The organism is Bifidobacterium indicum (assembly GCF_036987015.1).
GTDB lineage: Bacteria > Actinomycetota > Actinomycetes > Actinomycetales > Bifidobacteriaceae > Bombiscardovia > Bombiscardovia indica.
Genome location: NZ_BTXM01000005.1, coordinates 13,215 through 31,786, shown reverse-complemented (window position 1 = coordinate 31,786; position 18,572 = coordinate 13,215). Strand labels below are relative to the sequence as shown.

Sequence of the window (18,572 nt, the reverse complement as noted above, 5' to 3'; positions counted from 1 at the left end):
GTTTTTACAGTCCAAAGGAGGACCAACATGACTGAACAAGACAGTCAGACCCTTGAGGCCGGTGGTCAGACAGACCACGATCCGGGCTATCTGCCGCCCGAGTACCCCAGCCCTGGCAGGACCATCGCATTGGTGCTGATCGCTGCAGTCGGCTTGTACATCATGTGCATGAGTCTGGGAACGGCACTTTCCCTGCGCGTGGCAGCCGTCATGCCCGACCAGAAGGATGCCGTTTACAGTCGTATAACCTCGGTGGGCTCCCTGCTGATGCTGTTCGTCATTCCCCTGGTCGGAGGTCTTTCCGACAGGACCACCAGCAGGTTCGGCCGCCGCCGTCCCTGGATTGTCGGTTGCCTCCTGGTTTCGTTGGTGACCGCCGCCTTGGTGGGTCTGTCCGATAACGCCTGGGTGATGGGTGCCGCTTACGTCATTTCGGTTGTGGCCATGCAGGCCGGTTTCAATGCCTACTCGGTCATTGCCGTTGAGGGTGTGCCGGAGAATCGCCGCGGCACGGTCATGGGCCTGATGGGTCTCTTTGGTGCCCTCGCCTTCTCGGCAGGTACCTACCTGACCGGTGCCCTGGTCGGTAATGGTCTCCTCCTGATGACCGTACCGATCCTGCTGGGTTTGATCGCCTCAATTCCGCTGCTCCTCATGTACCGCGATCCGGTCAAGGACCGCAGCGAGGTTCCCCCGCTCAGCGTGAAGAAGCTCTTCGGTGGATTCTTTGTTAATCCCCGGAAACACCCGAATTTCGGATGGACCTGGTTGTCCCGCTTCCTGGTGGGCCTGGCCATGGCCTCCATGCAGACCTATTTCGTGTATTACCTGATTTCCGGCCTGCACACCCCCTTGAACCAGGTGGGCAACAGGGCGGGTCTGCTCACCCTCTGCTCGGCCCCCATCTCGGTCATCTTCTTCTCCTGCTCCGGTTTCCTCACCGATCGTCTGGGCAGGAAGAAGCCCTTCGTGATCGCGGCCGCCGTTATCATGGCCTTTGCCCTGATTCTGGCGGGCTCCTCCCATAGCTTCACCCAGTTCCTGGTTGCCTGGGAGTTATTCTGTGTGGGCCAGGCCATGTATCTGACTGTCGATCTGGCTCTTTGCGCCGCGGTTCTTCCCGAGAGCAAGGACGCCGGCAAGGACATGGGTGTCTTCGGGTTGGCCCTGAACGGTGCCAATGTTCTGGTTCCGGCGGTGGCTCCCTTCATCATCAACACTGCAAGCGGCAACAACTACCCCCTGCTCTGGCTGATTGGTGCGATACTCAGCCTCTGCAGTGTTCTGATCATGCCGCTCATTAAGGGTGTCAAGTAGGATGCCGAAGCGACGGGAAGGTAGGCGGCCATGACATCGGTGGTGGTTTCCAAGGCGCGTTTTGGCTTGCACCAAGCGGGTGAGCAGGTTTTGGGGTATGAGGATGCAAGGCCCTCCCTGTCCTGGAAGGTTCTTTCGGCTCCCGAAGGTTGGGAGCAGACCAGGGCCCAGGTGGAGATCGCGTCGGGGCGTACCCAGACGGAGGTATGCGACCTGGAGGGTTCCAATCAGGTCTGTGTGGCTTGGCCAGGCAGTCCCCTGGGCTCGCATCAGGCCTGCCGTGTACGGGTCCGGGTCGCGGGTGGTGATGGGGTCTGGTCGGCCTGGTCGGACCCTGCCATGGTGGAGACCGGTCTGCTCGACAACGCCGACTGGGGCGGCCGTCCCATTACCCCCGATCCTGCAGTCGGTCGTGAAGAGGCCTCTCCCATCATGGTGCGTGATTTCATGGTGCGGGAGGACTGCGACCTGGCTCGCCTGGATCTGACCGCAGGGGGTATTTTCGTGGCCTATCTGGATGGGCGCCGTGTCGGGTCCGACCAGTTGGCCCCGGGGTGGACCGATTACCATCACCGTTTGAACGCCCTGACCTATGACCTGACCCACATGCTGACACCGGGTCGGCATGAGCTGGCGATCATTCTGGGCAATGGCTGGTACCGCGGGCAGCTTTCGTGGACCTGCCGTACCGACGTCTACGGGAGTGCTCTCTGGGTCCTGGCCAACCTGCTCTGGCATGACAGGGATGGGGAACATACTCTGGTGACGGATCAGGCCTGGACCTGGCGTCCGTCCTCGATCCTGGCCAATGACCTGTACGATGGTCAGACCCAGGATATGCGTTTCCCCCTTCTGAATCCCCAGGGACAGGCCCATCACGTCCGTGAGCTCCCCATGCCGTCATCCCGAATCAGGCCCCAGGAATCCGCACCGGCCCGGATCGTCGACCGTCTGCCCGGACAGGAGATCATCGTCACCCCCTCAGGGAAACGAATTGTGGATTTCGGACAGAATCTCTCGGGCTGGGTCCGCATGCATGTCAGTAGCGGACATGCCGGTCGGCGTGTGGTCCTGAAGCATGCGGAGGTCCTGGAGAAGGGCGAGCTGGGCACACGGCCCCTTCGCAATGCCAGGGCGACTGATTGTTTCATCCTCTCCGGTCAGGAGGAAGACCTGGAGCCGATGTTCACCCAGCATGGCTTCAGGTATGTCCAGGTGGAGGGGATTGACGATTTCCGGGCAGAGGACCTGCAGGCCTGTCTGGTTTCGGCCCGGATGGAGCCCCTGGCCACCTTCCGGTCCTCGGATGCCGATCTGAATCGCCTGTTCCAGAACGCCCGCTGGTCCACCATGGATAACTTCATCACCGTGCCCACGGATTGTCCGCAGCGTGATGAACGGCTGGGTTGGACGGGTGATATCGCCATGTTCGCACCCACCGCGCTCGACCTTTTCGACGCCGGCGGTTTTCTCTCCTCCTGGTTGGTCGATATGGCCCAGGCTCAGGCGCAGGATGGCGGTATCCCGGTGGTGGTCCCCGATGTGCTGGACGGCCCCAAGCTGACCTGCGGATGGGGTGATGCGGCCGTGCTGGTGCCCTGGGCCGTTTACCGCTCTACCGGGGATGCCGGTGTGCTACGCCGTTTCCTGCCGATGATGGATGGGTTCGTAAACGGGGTGGCGGCTCGATGCGGCGACTCCTACCTCTGGCGGGGAGGTTTCCAATTCGGCGACTGGCTGGATCCGGATGCACCGCCGGACAACCCCGGGGGTTCCAAGGCCGATCCCGATGTGGTGGCTACGGCCTACTTTGCCCATTCCACCCGCCTGGTGGCTCGGGCCCATGCTGCCCTGGGGCAGACGGATGAGGCCAAGCGGTATGACCGGCTGGCCGACAAGGTGGCTCAGGCTTTCCGCCACGAATACGTCACCGACAATGGAGCCATCCTCTCCGATTGCGCCTCGGTCTATGCCATGGCCCTGGTCTGGGATCTTCTGGAGACCCCGCAAGAGCGAAAAGGTGCCGGTGACCGGCTGGCGGACATCGTGCGGGTCAGCGGTTTCCGCATCTCCACAGGTTTCCTGGGGACCCCCCTGGTCTGCCCCGCCCTGGTCAAGAGCGGGCATCCTCATCTGGCCGTCCGTCTTCTGCTCCAGCGTCACTGCCCGAGCTGGCTCTATCCAGTGAGCATGGGTGCCACCACCATCTGGGAACGTTGGGATTCCATGCTTCCTGACGGGTCCATCAACCCCGGGGAGATGACCTCATTCAACCACTATGCCCTGGGAGCCATCGTTCATTGGATGCTCGCCGGACTGGCCGGGGTGGCAATGGAGGAGCCGGGGTGGCGGAAGGTCCGCATCGCACCGGTCTTCGATGCGGCCCTGACCGGTATCGACATGAACCAGCAGACCCCGTACGGGTTGATCGCCCTGTCCTGGCGAATGGATGCGGATACCGTCCATCTCGACTTGGATATACCGGTCGGTGTCGAAGCCAGGGTGTCCCTGCCAGGTGAGGAGGAACGCGCCTGGACGCATGGGCACCATTCCTGGGACCTGCCCAGTAGCCAGGTCTGCCCCGGCCCGGGACCGATTCGTACCATCCGTGACCTTATCGATTCGGATGAGGCCATGGCCGGTCTGGTCCAGGCGCTGACCGCCTCCGGGTCGCCCATCTATCAGGGTGATCAGGCGGATGTCGCCTTCACCAAGGCTGCAAAACCTTGGTTGGGCGCAAGTCTGGACCTCCTGCCCGAGGTCGCTTCCCAGCAGGGGTACGTGCCTGGGGCCGGCGACATCGTCGAGGCCTGCAAGAGGTTTCTGTCCGAAAGAACCACAGGCGAAACCGCATCGTGCGGTTTCACCGACAAGAAATAAGACCCAATCTGTTGCCAAACAAAAAGGAGCAATCACATGACAGCAATTCTGCCCGATCATTTTCTGTGGGGTGCCTCGACCGCTGGGCACCAGGTGGATGGCGGCGATACCGCAGCCGATACCACCTTCCTGGAGGGCGTGACCCCCAGCGTCTTCAAAGAGCCTGCCGGCAAGGCCTGCAACAGTTGGGAGCGTTGGGAGGATGACCTCGACCTGGTCAAGAAGATAGGTCTGAATTCCTACCGCTTCTCCGTGGAGTGGGCCCGGATCGAGCCCGAAGAGGGGAAGATCGACCAGTCCGCCCTGGACCACTACGACCGGATGGTTGACGGCTGCCTGGAGCGGGGCATTGACCCGGCCATAACCCTGTGCCACTTCACCATTCCCAGCTGGTTTGCGGCCAAGGGCGGCTGGCTGAACCATGATGCCCCCTCCATGTTCGCCGACGAGTGCGTACGTGTGCTGGATCGTATCGGTGATCGTGCCGTCCTTGCCGTCACCTTCAACGAGCCGGATCTGCCCCGTATCCTAGACAATGGCAGTCTGCCCCAGGAGGCGGTCGACCTGCAGCGTGCCTGCATCGATGCAGCCACCAAGAAGGCCGGCGTTGAGCGGTACCGTTCCGGTAACGTCGTCATTCCCGAAGAGGTCACCCAGCTGGAGTACGGCTTCATTCGCGCACACCGCACAGCCGTTCAGGCGGTGCGTTCCGTCTGCCCGACCCTTCCCGTGGGCCTCTCCCTGGCAGTCATCGACGAGAGTTACTCGACCGAAAGGGGCAAGGAGCTGGCCCTGGCCAAGCGTGAGTCCTGCTATGGGCCCTGGGCTGCAGCAGTACAGGGTGACGACTTCGTGGGTGTGCAGAACTACGAACGTGAGGTCTTCGATGACAATGGGCCGATTCCGGCTCAGCCCGGCGAGGATGTGAATGAGAGCGGCTCCCCGCTTCATCCCGAGTCGCTGGCCAACTCCGTGACCTACATCCATCATCTGACCGGTCTTCCCGTTGTCGTGACCGAGCATGGCGTCTCCACCCCGGATGACGACCTGCGCTGCCGATTCATCAAGGCTTCGATTCCGCCCCTGGTCGAGCTGGTCCGTGACAATGTGCCCGTACTGGGATACTTCCACTGGTCGCTCATGGATAACTACGAGTGGATCAGCGCCTTCGACGTTCACTTCGGGCTGTGCTCGGTTGAGCGCGAGAACGGCACCTACGACCGCAAGCCCAAGGGAAGCGCCGCGGTCTACCGCGACATCGTGGCCTCCACTGTCCTCTGACGGCCGTTAGGACTCGCGAAAAACCAATGTCGAGTTCCACGGATTTCCCGTGGGAAGCCTGTGGAACTCGACGTATAGGTAGAGCAGCCTGATGACTCTCAGGCTTTCAGGAAGTCGGGGTTCTCGAACTCGGGATTCGGATACTCGTAGAAGCCCCGGCCTGTCTCGATGCCAACCGTATCCGCGTCGATCATCTGTTGGATTTTGTCCAGGAACGGCTGGAAATCAGGGTTGCTGCCCTGCTGCTCCGCTGTGATATTGAAAGCGGTGCGCAGCCCAACCGTATCGAAGATGCCGAAGGGGCCGGTGGAGGCTCCGGTGGCGATCATCCAAGTCCTGTCGATGGTCTCCGGGTCGGCGATGTCGTGGCCCCAGAGGTAGCCTGCCGCGTTCAGAAGCGGAATCAGCAGGGTGTTGAGAACGTAACCGGGTTGCTCCTTCTTGAGGATGATCGGAACCATGCCGATCTCCTCGGCGAATTCGACGACCGTCTGGAAGACCTGGGGGTCGGTCTGGTCGGTGCCCATGATTTCCGCGGTGTTGTAGAGCCAGACCTTGTTGGCGAAGTGGAGGTTGAGGAACTTGTCTGGTCTGCCGGTGTCCGGCGCGAAGACGCTGGGTACATAGGTCGATGAGTTGCTGGCGAAGATGGTCCCTGCCGGAGCCAGTTCGGCCAGATTCCGGTAGAAGTCATGCTTGATGGTCGGTTTCTCCGGCACGGCTTCGATGACGAGGTCGGCATCTTTGACGGCTTCGGCCATATCGGCTGTGTAGGTCAGATTCTTCAGACCGGCGTCGAACTGTTCCTCGGTGGCATCGATGTCGTGCTTATAGGCATCCCACCTGGCCCTGATGCGCTTCTCCGCTGCTGCAACGGCGTCGTCATTGATATCGTAAACGGTAACTTTCTTGCCCTTGAAGGCTGATTGGAAGGCGATCTGGCTCCCCAGCACACCACCGCCGGCCACTGTGACTTTCGCAATGTTCGTCATGAGGAATCTCTTTCTTGGTTGGTACCCCCCGTTGGGTACACCAACAATGATAGTGGTATTCCAGATTCGAATAATCGTCGCATTACCTTGGAAATCCGCTGTTTTCCAGTCTTTTGAGAGTATCGCAGGCGATTATATGTAGCATTTATCACACATCGGCACGGCTGATCGTGGCCGGGTTCACAGAATCTGGCAGAATTCGATTGTTTCCCTGTTGGGCCCGAAGATGTTGAAGTAGCGGATGCCCTTGTCCCAGAAAGCGGGAATGGACTGGATGCCATCCTCCTTGATCTCCAGTCCCAACTCCTGGGCGTTCCTGTAGGCGGCCTCGATATCCGGGGCATCCAAGGCCAGGTGGTTGATGGCTCCCGTCATCATGGGGGCCTCCTCCCCCTCCCAGGTTTCAATGGTCAGATGCCCGTACCGCAGGAAGGCGCAGCGGTTTTCCCCATTGGGGAAGATGCCGGCCACCTCGAAGCCGAGCTTCCGAGTGTAGAAATCGATGGTCTCATCCAGATTCCGGGCGATTATGCCCGAGTGCTGAAGGTCTGTGGTGAATGCGGACATGGGTTGCATGGGTCACTCCTTTGCATGTGCGCATGTGGTGCGCGGCAGCCTGATGCTTTTCAGGATACTGCTGCACGGCCGGACCGGAAGTACTCGGACAGGGTAAGTCCGCATGCTGGATGTTGATTGTGCGGAAGCCATCTGGTGCTCTAGCATCGTGCCCATGAAGAAAACGACATCACGGCAGGTCTGGTTGCCCAAGGGTGTCTTTTTCTATGTCGATGCTCGATGGTGTTGATGCTTCCGGCCTGAAGGGCCAGAACCGGTTCGGTTCTTCTTCTATTCGCATATCCGCCTCATTTCTTGAGACCCCTTTTCTCCTCATTTGCGGGCATGACCTATCCGATGATTCATCCCCTGGAATGCCGTATACCTGGCTTGGTCTGGGTACGTTCGGCACCGGGTGAGGGCTCATTCCCGTTTTTCGAACCGCAGCATCCGACAAAGGAAGTATCGGTATGACCATCAACGCAACCATGGAATCCCGTCAGTTCGCCAGCGACCTTGACGCCCTGGCCATCTACAGGCGTCTGCGGACCAGGTACCGGGAGGACCAGCTCTTCCTTCTGGAGTCCCTGAGCGGCCCAGACCCGGACCGGAACCGCTCCGTGATCGGCTTCGAGCCCATCCTGACCCTGAGCGTGACGGACCGTGTCATGACCATCGACCCCCTGGGCAATAGCCAGCTGACCAGCGTCCTGGAGCCCTTTGGACAGATTGAGCAGGGGGTGATTCGCCACCCGGTCCCCGATATCCAGGAGGTCTTCGCGGTGCTGAGACGGATCGAGTCCTCCTTCATCATCAGCGGTGGCCATGCGGGACCTTTCGGGATGGGCTGGTTCGGCTACTTCGGGTATGACACCATCTTCATGATTGAGGACCTGGAGGCGCGCATACCCAGGGATACCGCCCTGCCTGTCATCTCGCTGACCCTCTATCGGGGGATCATCAACCTGGACCTGAAGGCCGGCGGGCATTCCGCCACCGTGATTCACTTGGATGACGGCTCTGGCGAGCGGGGCGGAGAGGAGGGTGCCTGCAATGGTCAGCATGACGATGGCCGCGCCACGGAGAGTGATGTGGATGGCCGCAATGCTGTGGCGGCGTGCGACGCATTCGATGCGCAGACCGGCAGGGAGGATTCCGGTCGTGAATCCTATCTGCTTGAGGACGTACTGGGATTGCTCCAATCCGATGCGCTCGCTGAAGAAATCGCGGGCGCGCGTGATTCCGGGCGCGCCGGGGTTGCCGATTCCGGTTTGACGAATCATGCGGATTCGGATGGGATTGGGCCCGACTATCCATACAGTGCCCATGACACGATAGGTCGGGACCGCTTCTATCGGTGGTTCGCCGGGGGCAAGGAGCATATAGCCCAGGGCGATGTGTACCAGCTCCAACTTGGGCATGAGATCCAGGTGGATTCCCGGATTCCGCCCTTCCGGGTCTACCGGCGCCTGCGGCACCAGGACCCGTCGCCCTATATGTATTACTTCGTGACCCCACAGGGTGTGCATGTCATCGGTGCCAGTCCCGAGCTCTTCATCGGACTGACCCCTGACGGCGACATCACCTTGCGGCCCATCGCCGGGACGGTCGGCAATCCCGGCGAGGGGGAGGCGCGCCGGGCGGCCATCAGGCAGCTGACCGGAGACCCCAAGGAGCGGGCCGAACACCTGATGCTGGTGGACCTGGGACGGAACGATGTGGCCAGGTGCTGCACCCCGGAGTCCCTGAAGGTCGACCGGTTGATGACCACCGAGGTCTACTCCCACGTCATTCATATGGTTTCGGATGTGGTCGGTCGAATCCGGCCCGGCCTGGACAAGTATGACGTTTTCGCGGCCGCCTTCCCGGCCGGCACCATGACCGGAACCCCCAAGGTCCGTGCGGTGGAGATCATCGAGGAGACCGAGGTCAGCCCCCGCGGGGTCTACGCCGGTGCGGTAGGCTTCCTGGGCTTCGACGGGATGGTCCTGACCGCCCTGTGCATACGGACCGCCTCCTACCACTCGGGCAGCTACCACCTGCGTGCCTCGGCCGGGATCGTTGAGGATTCCCAGCCTGAGAGCGAATGGCAGGAAACCATGAAGAAGATGAGTTCGGCCTACCTGGCCATCACCGGAAGGGAGCTGGCCCATGAACGCCTTGCTGATTGACGCCTTCGACAGTTTCGTCCATGTGGTCAAGAACTATGTGGACCTGCTGGGCGTGGATACGACCATCGTCCGGGTCAACCACCTTGCGCAGGTTGATCCACTCACCTTCGATGCGGTCATTCTGGGTCCCGGTCCGGGCCGCCCCGAGGACTGCGGTTACCTGGAGGTCCTGGACCGGGTGGCGGGCCGGAAGCCGGTATTCGGCATCTGCCTGGGCATGCAGGCCATAGCCCGGTACGCCGATGCCGACGTGGTCAGGGCCTCCAGCCGACAGCACGGCAAGGTGAGCCTGATCAGGAACGACGGGAAGGGCTGCTTCACAGGGCTGCCCACTACCTTCGAAGTGACCCGCTACCACTCCCTGGTCGCTGATGAGGCTTCGTCCGAAGCCGCACCCGACCTGGAGGTGAGCGCCCGCTCCCTCCTGGATGGATACGTCATGGGACTGCGGAACACCCGTGTCCCCATGGAGGGCGTGCAGTTCCACCCCGAAAGCATCGGGAGCCGATACGGACACCAACTGATCGGCAACTTCTTCGACCAGTACTGCAGTCGGTGACTGGGGCCGCCGTCAGCTTTGGGTGGGTGCGTCACCGGTCTCCTGATTCCGAAAGACCTCCCTGGCAACGTTGACGGCGTTGATGACCCTGGGGAAACCTACATAGGGAGCCGTCTGGAGAATGGCCTGAACCACCTCCGACCTGGTGAGGCCCACATGCAGGGCCGCGCCTATATGCACCCTGAGCTGGGGGGCGGTATCACCCTGGGTCACCAAACTGCCCAAGGTGACCAGTTCCCGCTGCCGGGCATCCAGGGTCGGGTCGGCATACACGTCGCCAAAGGCGAACTCGACGATCCACTTGCCCAGATCGGGCGCAATGTCCTGCAGGGATTCGACGACCGCCTGACCGCCCTCCCCATCGATCGATGCCAGTATCCTTGAGCCTCGCTCGAATCGTGACTCAGCCATGGCCCGCTCCTTTTCGGTAGAAGATTGAATGATTCTGAGCGTAAAGTATGAACCATGGTTCAGGGCAAGTGGAGGCGAACATGAGAATCGGGCAGGTATCGGAAAGAGTGGGGCTCCCCATATCCACACTTCGATATTACGAACGGAGAGGAATCATCCGGCCCGGGCGCTCGCCGGAGGGGTATCGGGACTACACGGAACAGGACCTGGCCTGGATAGCCTTCGTTCAGCGGTTGCTGGCGACCGGCATGCCCCTGGCCCAGGTTCAGGAGTATGCCCGACTCAGGCATGAGGGCGACTCAACCGTTCCGCAACGCCTGGAGATGCTCTATCAGCACCGGGGCGCACTTGAGGCCAGGATGAAGGAATTGCAGGAGCAGATGGGCTTCCTGGATCAGAAGATACAGGTATATCTCGGCATGTTGGAGAAGCAGTGAAACACTCGGTTTGAAGATTATGCCCCAGGAAGGCCTGGTCCAAGATCATCCAGGTATTGGGCAAAGCGACGATTGATTTCAGCTATTCGGTATCGAGCAATATTGGAGAGTTGCCTGTGTGTGGGCCTGAATCGTGAGTTGGCCATGATAGGTGGCCGAAGAGGCAACAGTCGTTTTTAATTCTCTATGGTTTGTGCGCCTGTGCAATATTATGAATGACCGAATCCCTATATTCCTCAAGGCAGCAGCGGGATGACGGTGTGTTCAAAATCAGTGTGAGTCGTTCCAGGCCTGTCTCGTAGAATCTACCGCGTTTGAAAAGACTAGTCCTGGTTTTCCCCTAGTCCTCTGAATCTTCCGAAGAATCTGGAAAGTTTGTCGATTACCTGTTGCTTCTTTTCGCCATGACCGCCTTGCGGGATGAACCTGGACACAGGTGGAAGAATGGTGGTGATTGCCGTGCCGCCGGTCTGCAGTGTTCCATCGCGGAATGCCTCGTCCATGAACCGTTCAGTCGGCTGGGGTTTGAGTCCTTCCTCCCTGATGATGGTCTGTAATTCCTCATCGCGTCTATGGTCGATGAACTCCCGCCATTGGTCATCCACGGTCCCCTTCATTGAAACCGTGTCGACGAAGTCGTCAATCAGGTCCTTCTTGTTGCGCAGGGAGGGGCTTGCCGAGACAGCCTTGTTGATCTCTGTGCGGATCTCCTTGTCCTCGCCGTTGCCATGCTTCTGACGGTACTGCTCCACCAGCATCAGGATATAGTCGACATTGATCTCGACCTGTTTGACCAGTTCGATCTCGAAGGTCAGATCATCATTGATGTTCTCCTTATCGGCCTCCCCGGCCTTTCGGTACTCGGCATACAGATCCAAATAGATGCTGCGATAATCCTGGCTTTGACGCTCGGACAGGATCTCGTTGCCTGCGAAGTCATCGAAGCTGTTGAGGATGTTCTGCAACCTGAGGATGTTCCCGAAGAGGGTTATGAAGTCCTTCTGTGCCTGCTCTCCAGAGATGGGTTGACCGATGGGGTAGGAATCAAGCAGTTCGGCAACCTTGTCTGCGTACTCCTTGTGATACTCCCGGTAGGGTTTGAGCAGGACGATCCCGCATGCTTCCTTGTTCCCGAACAGTTCCAGAGCCTCGTTGGTCTCCTGTTCCAGGTTTCTGAAGGAGACGATGTTGCCGTAGGTCTTGACCGAGTTGAGGATGCGGTTGGTCCTTGAGAAGGCTTGGAGGAGTCCGTGCATTCTCAGGTTCTTGTCCACGAACAGGGTGTTCAGGGTTTTGGCGTCGAACCCCGTCAGGAACATGTTGACCACGATCACCATGTCGATCTCACGGTTCTTGAGCCGCATGGAGAGGTCCTTGTAGTAGTTCTGGAACTTCTCGGCACTGGTGTCGTAACTGGTCCCGAACATATGGTTGTAATCGTCGATCACATCTTCGAGGAAGTCCCGATCATCCTTATGCAGGTCCTGAGTGCTGAAATCCTCGTCATCCAGTATTCCGTCAGTCTGTGGTCCGTTGGGGGCGTATGAGTATATGAGACCGATCTTCAGTCTTTCATCGGGGACCAGATCGGCCTGCTGATGTTGGAACTCGATATAGTACCGCTTGGCGGCTTCAATCGAGGCGGTGGCAAAGAGGGCATTGAACCCATGCACGCGGCGAGATTGCTTGACTTCCTCGACCTTGCGCCGTGATGAGACCACATCCTGGACGTTGGTAACAAATGATTGCTGGTAGGAGTCGAGTCTCCGGGTCTTCTGCGCAAAATGCTCGAGAGCGTATTTAACGATCTGGTAGATGCGGCGGTCAGACAAGAGGGCCTTTTCGGTATCGATGCCATGGACGGTGGCAGTGGAGTCGATAGTGTTGTTCTCACCCAGGCTATCTACATAGTCGATGCGGAAGGGGAGAACGTTCTTGTCGTTGATGGCATCCACGATCGTGTAGGTGTGCAGCTTGTCTCCAAAGGCCTGCTCAGTGGTCCTGAGTTTGGGATTCTTGCCGCTGCCGGCGTTCCTGGCGAAGATGGGGGTTCCTGTGAAACCAAAGAGGTTATAGCGTTTGAAGGAGCGGGTGATCATCGTATGCATGTCACCGAACTGGGATCGGTGGCACTCGTCGAAGATGATGACCACATGCTTCCCATATACAGGGTGGTCGGGGTTGGTATGGATGAAGGTGGACAGCTTCTGGATGGTGGTGATGATGATTCGCGCCTTGGGATCTTCCAGCTGACGTTTCAGCACCCTGGTTGAAGTGTTGGAATTGGCGGCACCCTTCTGGAAGCGGTCGTACTCACGCATGGTCTGGTAGTCCAGGTCCTTGCGGTCGACCACGAAGAGAACCTTGTCGACACCCTCCATTTGGGTTGCCAGCTGTGCGGTCTTGAAGCTGGTCAGGGTCTTGCCTGATCCGGTCGTGTGCCAGATGTAACCGCCCGCCTTGACCGTACCCAGTTGATGGGCGTTGGTGGAGACGAGGATGCGTTGGAGGATGCGCTCGGTGGCCACAATCTGGTAGGGGCGCATCACCATCAGGGTATCGTCTGCCGTCAGCACGCAGTATCGGGTCAGGATGTTCAGAATCGTGTGCTTGGCGAAGAAGGTCCTGGTGAAGGCCCTAAGATCCATGATCGGCTTGTTGGCGGCATCGGCCCACCAACTGGTGAACTCGAAGCTGTTAGATGCCTGGCTCCGTATAGTCTTCCGCTGCTTGACGGCTTCGTTGATGTGCTGCTGGCGGGTGGTGTTGGAGTAGTACTTGGTCAGGGTGCCATTGCTGATGACAAAGAGCTGGACGTACTCGAAAAGGCCGGAGTCTGCCCAGAAGGAGTCACGCTGGTAACGGTCGATCTGGTTGAATGCCTCGCGCAGGTCCACGCCGCGTCGCTTCAGTTCCACATGAACCATGGGCAGACCGTTGACCAGGATTGTCACGTCATAGCGGTTGGAGTACCTGGCCGTGCCTCCCTCGGTCCTGCCCGGCACCACATACTGGTTGATGACCTGGAGACTGTTGTTGTGTATGTCCTTCTTGTCGATCAGCATGACGTTCTTGGTGGAGCCGTCATCACGGTGGAGCACCTGGACGTTGTCCTGCTGAATGCGGATGGTCTTCTCCCTGATGCCGTCGTTGCTGGCGGCAATCTTATCTTTGAAGAATTGTCCCCATTCCTCATCAGTGAAGGTCATATTGTTGAGCTCTTCGAGCTGAGTACGCAGGTTGCCAACTAGATCGCCCTCGGTATGGATGGGCAGATACTCATATGCCTGGGATTCCAACAGTGTGATGAGGGACTTCTCCAGGTCGGCCTCCGACTGGTACTCCGTCTGTTCAGATTCGGGAGCCTTATATTCGGCAACCACCGTACTCTCTGATGAAAGGGCGATCGGATTGAACGTGCGAGTTGCCGCTTCACTCATGATTCAGCTCCTTGAAGGTCAGTGAACGGTTCCGGTAGTACTCATACTGCTTATGGCGTGCCTCGATCTCAGCGGGCAGGCCAGAATAAAGACTGTTGGCAAGAACGTCGAACTTATCAAGTTCAGTCGCAATATTCTCTTGGATTTCCCTATCAGGTATGGGAATCATAACTTTCGCTAATCTAGATTTTGAAACATTAAATCTTGTCACCCCACTAGCGGTACGAATCAATTGGCGTCGTATAGGTGCTGAGCGGAAAAGGTGTTTGGCAAAATCTAAATCCAGTAAAGGTTGCTTGGGGCGAATTCCTATAGTGAAACTGTTCAGATATAGCGGGTTGTCTACAGGCTTCGTGATGACAGAAGAAAGAGCAACCTCATTAGGAGTTTCTGACGAACCAGTTAATAGAATGTCTCCTTGTTGCAGCGTGTTTTGATGCTCGGCTGGGTCTATTTGTACATATGAGTGGGCAGTTATATCTGTTGCTTTGTTGTTATATACGTTTGAATATGTGACATAAGGTTCGCCTACATTTCCAAAGTCAGCTTTTGATTTACCTGTTAGACCACCAAATACTGTTCCAAAGTCACCTAAAGTCATAAAACTAGTGTTGTGGAGGTCGAAGATCATAGAATTATCACGATAGTAGTTGTATTGTTCCCGTCTAGATGCCAGTTCTGCTTCCAGTTCTGCTTCCAGTGAGGTGAAAGAGTCAAGGATCCGTACAATTTCTTCTTGTATATGAAGAGGCGGTACTGGAACATAAAAAGCCAGGAATGCTTTTGTGTTGAGATTTTTTTGTGCGCCCTGGCTTGTGCATGAAAAAATACGGTCTTGAGAATTTAAAAGCCAATAGGCTATGTAGTCTTTTGAAATGGAATTGTTCAACGGACTAAATGTAAAACCGGAATCAAGTAGCCAAAATTTACCGTTGACTTTCCGCACACACTCTCTAGACATGGCAAAACGTGATACCACATATTCGTTTTGTCGATTAAATTCATCAGTTCTGAAACTCTCTCCGCCGCCTCCGTAAACAGGGTAGAGAGAACCAGCATTATGTAGCTTTGTGATCCGTTCTCCGAAATTAAGCTGTATTAACTTTGCAAGCGGTTCAAACTTGACTCCGTTGGGGCATAGGTCCTGTATTAGCTTATTTAATCTGCTCATGCGATATAACCCTCGTCAATCAGGTCAATATGAGAGGTAACGTTATTCACATAGAAGGCGGCTCCTCGGTAGCTTTCCTTAGTGATATTTGTTACTTGCTCTATAAACTCGTGTACTTGTAAAGTGCTGCTGTTTGAGAGAGCCTGAAGCGCTAAACGGATAATTGCTCCCAGGTGAGTAGATCGTTCATTGCGTATCCTCCAGATCGGCCACGATGGCATCGATCTGCGTGCGCAGCTCCTGCTCGCGCTTGACGATGCCTTCGATGCGTTGGTTGAGTTCGTGGATGTCGACCTTTTCACTGGTGTCCTCGGGTTGCACGTAGCTGGAGACGGCGATGTTGTATTCGTTTTCGCCGATTTCCGAGTTCTGGACCAGCTTGGTCCGGTGTTCCACATCCTGGCGCTGGGTGAACCAGTCCAGAATCTGCTGGCGGTTGTCGGCATCAAGCTGGTTCTTGTTCCCCGAGTGGGTGAACTGGTCGGATGCGTCGATGAAGAGTACGGCGTTGTCCTTTTTGGACTTCTTAAGCACGATGATGCAGGTGGCAATCGTGGTGCCGAAGAAGAGGTTGGGTGGCAGTTGGATCACCGCATCGACATAGTTGTTGTCGATCAGGTACTTGCGGATCTTTTGCTCGGCCCCGCCACGGTAGAGTACACCGGGAAATTCGACGATGGCCGCCGTCCCGTTCACAGCCAACCAGGAGAGGATATGCATGGTGAAGGCCAGGTCGGCCTTGGAGGGAGGGGCCAGCACCCCGGCCGGAGAGAACCGCTCATCATTGATGAGCAGTGGGTTGTTCTTGCCCTCCCAGTGGATGGAGTAGGGAGGGTTGGAGACGATGGCTTCGAATGGCTCCACATCGCCGTGTGCTGGAGACGTCAGGGTGTCTCCATGAGCGATGTCGAACTGTTCGTAGTTGATGTCGTGCAGGAACATGTTGATGCGGGCCAGGTTGTAGGTGGTCAGGTTAATTTCCTGCCCGTAGAACCCACCCACCTTCTCCTTGCCCAGGACCTTGTCGAACTGGAGCAGGAGGGAACCCGAACCACAGGCCGGGTCATATACCTTGTCGACACGGGTCTTGCCCACTACAGCGATCCTGGTCAGCAGCTCGGAAACCTCCTGGGGGGTGAAGAACTCGCCGCCTGACTTGCCGGCCTGCGAGGCATACATGGTCATCAGGTACTCGTATGCATCGCCGAAGGTGTCGATCTGCGTTCCCTCGCTGATTCCCAGCTGCATGTCTCCTATGGCATCCAGCAGGCGGACCAGTTTCTTATTGCGGTCGGCAACCGTCGGGCCTAGCTTGTTGCTGTTGACATCAAGATCGTCGAAGAGCCCCTTGAGGTCGTCCTCACTAGCCGTGCCCACGGCTGATCCTTCGATGTGTTTGAAGACGCGTTCCAGGGTTTCATTCAGGTTTTCATCATGAGGGGCTCTGGCCCTTACATTGATGAAGAGCTCCGAGGGAATGATATAGAAGCCTTTCTCCTGCACTGTGTCAGGACGTCCCAATTCCGCCTGGTCGTCGGGCAATTTGGTGTAGTCGAAATCGGTGTCGTCTGCTTCGTGCTCGCCGCGATTTATGTAGGTGGTCAGGTTTTCGGAAATGAACCGGTAGAAGAGCAGACCCAGTACATAGGATTTGAAGTCCCAGCCATCCACGGAACCGCGCAGTTCATTGGCCATCCTCCATATGGTCTTATGGAGTTCTGAACGTTGCGCTTCTTTGGATTCTGCCGGCATACTGCTTTCTCCTTTATATGCGTAGTGCAATCCCCTTGAGCGTATGCTACTGATTGAGCCGCGCAGAATTGCAGTGCTGTTCATCATTCTATAGGAATATGCGTGGCTGCTTTCTGGCGTGGTCTATCCTCGGCTTGGGTAAGTCAGTGGCGCATACCTATCCGCTAGGGAATTTCGGGGAGGATCCCTGATACGTCCTAAGGTCAAACGCGTATATACAAAAGGCCCGGTCCCAACGCGCGCCGGTTGTAAAGTGCGTTGGGACCGGGCCCTGGTCTTGCTTTCCTCCCCCTACTTCACCTTCTTAATCGTGAGGATGATGAAGGCCCCGGCCATCACCGCGACTGCTGCGATGGGGAAGACCAGGAAGTACCCACCGGTCGCCGCGACGATGGGCGAAACGACCATGGGGGCGATGACCTGGCCCAGGGTGTTGGCCAGGTTGAGGATGCCCAGGTCCTTGCCGGCCTCATCGGGGTTGGGCAGTACGTCGATGTTCAGTGCCTGGTCCACGGCCATGTAGCCGCCATACCCCAGGCCCATCAGCGCGGCATAGATGAGCATGGCCGTCTTGGTAGGCCAGACCCATGGAATGATGATGCCCACGGCGATGATGATCGAGGCGACGAAGACCGGGAGTTTGCGCCTGCCCAGCCTGTCGGAGATGGGTCCGGAAAGCAGGGATATGATCAGGGATATGATCATGGTGATCATTGCCATGGATGATACGGTTGCGGCGGCGTTCTTCTGGTTCTGGCCGATATAACGCATGCATACGTACAGCTGGAATCCGACGATCATGTTATACCCTAGGATCAGAAGCAGGCGACCGACGAGTGCCTTGTAAAAGTCCGTGGCACCATGTGTCGGTGGGCGAAACTGCAGGGCCACCTGCCTGAGGCTGAACCTCCGTGCCGAATCGTTGGCTGCGGAGAGTTCGCGAGGCATGATGATGACGGTGATCAGACCTATCAACAGCCAGCAGATCGTACCGATGGCGAAACCGACCCTTGGTGAATCGATCAAGGCCGATCCAATGATGGTGCCCAGGGACTGTCCCACAATCTGTCCGGCGCCATAGAAGGCACTCATGGTACCCCGGAATCGTTGCGGAACCCGGTCGGAGAGGATTGCCACGCAGGAGGCCAGCATGCAGTTCAAGCCGACCTGCAGCAGTGACCACCAGGCCACGATGCCTACCAGGGTGGTGGAAACGGAGGTCATGTAATAGGCCAGTGCGGCAACGGGGGCACCCAGAAGGATCCATGGTGTGCGCTTGCCGAAGCGGCTGTGCGAGGCATCGGAGAGTGCGCCGAAGATGACATTGGCAATCAGGGCGAAGATGATGCTCACGGAGTTCATCGTGCCCAGGATGGTTTCGCCCTTGCCGATGCCGAGTGTATTGAACCGTGCCGGGAGCAGAACCGATGACGCGATGCCTCCCGCGGCCATGAAGGCGACGTTGAAGAATATGAAGCCGGCCCCGAATCGGGCAAGACGTGCCTTGCTGACCGGTCTGCCGGTATCGGGCGCCAGCTCATCACTGTTGATTTCCGCTGCCTTGGCAGTAACTGAACCCATGCGAACCTTCTTTGGTGATTGATGG

13 protein-coding genes are annotated in these 18,572 nt (G+C 57.7%); 6 read left to right on the top strand and 7 right to left on the bottom strand.

Annotated features, from left to right (window positions below):
• Positions 1–27 precede the first annotated feature (27 nt).
• The 3 genes from AACP59_RS08515 to AACP59_RS08505 are packed head-to-tail and all read left to right on the top strand — an operon-like array spanning position 28 to position 5,478.
• Positions 28–1,317, top strand: coding sequence for an MFS transporter (locus AACP59_RS08515; protein ID WP_297317215.1), 1,290 nt, complete (start codon positions 28–30; stop codon positions 1,315–1,317).
• A gap of 30 nt (positions 1,318–1,347) precedes the next feature.
• Entirely contained in the window at positions 1,348–4,197 is a 2,850-nt protein-coding gene (locus AACP59_RS08510) for a family 78 glycoside hydrolase catalytic domain (RefSeq protein ID WP_339350842.1), read from the top strand.
• Positions 4,198–4,233: 36 nt separating this feature from the next.
• The gene (locus tag AACP59_RS08505; protein WP_297317213.1) at positions 4,234–5,478 is read left to right on the top strand and encodes a glycoside hydrolase family 1 protein; all 1,245 of its coding nucleotides are present in this window, start codon (positions 4,234–4,236) and stop codon (positions 5,476–5,478) included.
• 98 nt (positions 5,479–5,576) lie between these two features.
• Here AACP59_RS08505 and AACP59_RS08500 read toward each other — a convergent pair whose 3' ends face one another.
• Entirely contained in the window at positions 5,577–6,470 is an 894-nt protein-coding gene (locus tag AACP59_RS08500; RefSeq protein WP_339350841.1) for a 3-hydroxyacyl-CoA dehydrogenase, read from the bottom strand.
• 180 nt (positions 6,471–6,650) lie between these two features.
• The gene (locus AACP59_RS08495; protein WP_297317211.1) at positions 6,651–7,046 is read right to left on the bottom strand and encodes a VOC family protein; all 396 of its coding nucleotides are present in this window, start codon (positions 7,044–7,046) and stop codon (positions 6,651–6,653) included.
• A gap of 449 nt (positions 7,047–7,495) precedes the next feature.
• On the opposite strand from AACP59_RS08495, the gene AACP59_RS08490 reads away from it, so the two are divergent.
• Together AACP59_RS08490 and AACP59_RS08485 are read left to right on the top strand one after the other, a co-directional pair.
• On the top strand, positions 7,496–9,196 hold the full coding sequence (locus AACP59_RS08490; protein ID WP_339350839.1) for an anthranilate synthase component I family protein: 1,701 nt from the start codon (positions 7,496–7,498) through the stop codon (positions 9,194–9,196).
• Positions 9,177–9,755: an anthranilate synthase component II gene (locus tag AACP59_RS08485; protein WP_339350837.1), complete on the top strand. Its 579-nt coding sequence runs from the start codon at positions 9,177–9,179 to the stop codon at positions 9,753–9,755. The genes AACP59_RS08490 and AACP59_RS08485 overlap by 20 nt, the downstream gene beginning before the upstream one ends.
• A 12-nt stretch (positions 9,756–9,767) precedes the next feature.
• Here AACP59_RS08485 and AACP59_RS08480 read toward each other — a convergent pair whose 3' ends face one another.
• Positions 9,768–10,166, bottom strand: a complete 399-nt coding sequence (locus AACP59_RS08480) for a carboxymuconolactone decarboxylase family protein (protein WP_339350835.1) — start codon at positions 10,164–10,166, stop codon at positions 9,768–9,770.
• Between the two features lie 80 nt (positions 10,167–10,246).
• Between AACP59_RS08480 and AACP59_RS08475 the strand changes: the two genes are divergently transcribed.
• Complete coding sequence (locus tag AACP59_RS08475) at positions 10,247–10,603, top strand: MerR family transcriptional regulator (RefSeq protein ID WP_339350833.1); 357 nt, start codon at positions 10,247–10,249, stop codon at positions 10,601–10,603.
• Positions 10,604–10,926: 323 nt separating this feature from the next.
• Here AACP59_RS08475 and AACP59_RS08470 read toward each other — a convergent pair whose 3' ends face one another.
• The 4 genes from AACP59_RS08470 to AACP59_RS08455 form a co-directional block, all read right to left on the bottom strand.
• Positions 10,927–14,043 (bottom strand): type I restriction endonuclease subunit R, encoded by a 3,117-nt coding sequence (locus AACP59_RS08470; RefSeq protein WP_339350831.1) that lies wholly within the window; start codon positions 14,041–14,043, stop codon positions 10,927–10,929.
• Complete coding sequence (locus tag AACP59_RS08465) at positions 14,036–15,214, bottom strand: restriction endonuclease subunit S (protein WP_339350830.1); 1,179 nt, start codon at positions 15,212–15,214, stop codon at positions 14,036–14,038. The genes AACP59_RS08470 and AACP59_RS08465 overlap by 8 nt, the downstream gene beginning before the upstream one ends.
• Positions 15,215–15,400: 186 nt before the next feature.
• A complete protein-coding gene (locus AACP59_RS08460) occupies positions 15,401–16,966 on the bottom strand; it encodes a type I restriction-modification system subunit M (protein WP_339350829.1) in 1,566 nt (521 codons plus the stop codon).
• Between the two features lie 291 nt (positions 16,967–17,257).
• The gene (locus AACP59_RS08455; RefSeq protein ID WP_339350827.1) at positions 17,258–18,547 is read right to left on the bottom strand and encodes an MFS transporter; all 1,290 of its coding nucleotides are present in this window, start codon (positions 18,545–18,547) and stop codon (positions 17,258–17,260) included.
• Positions 18,548–18,572: the final 25 nt, after the last annotated feature.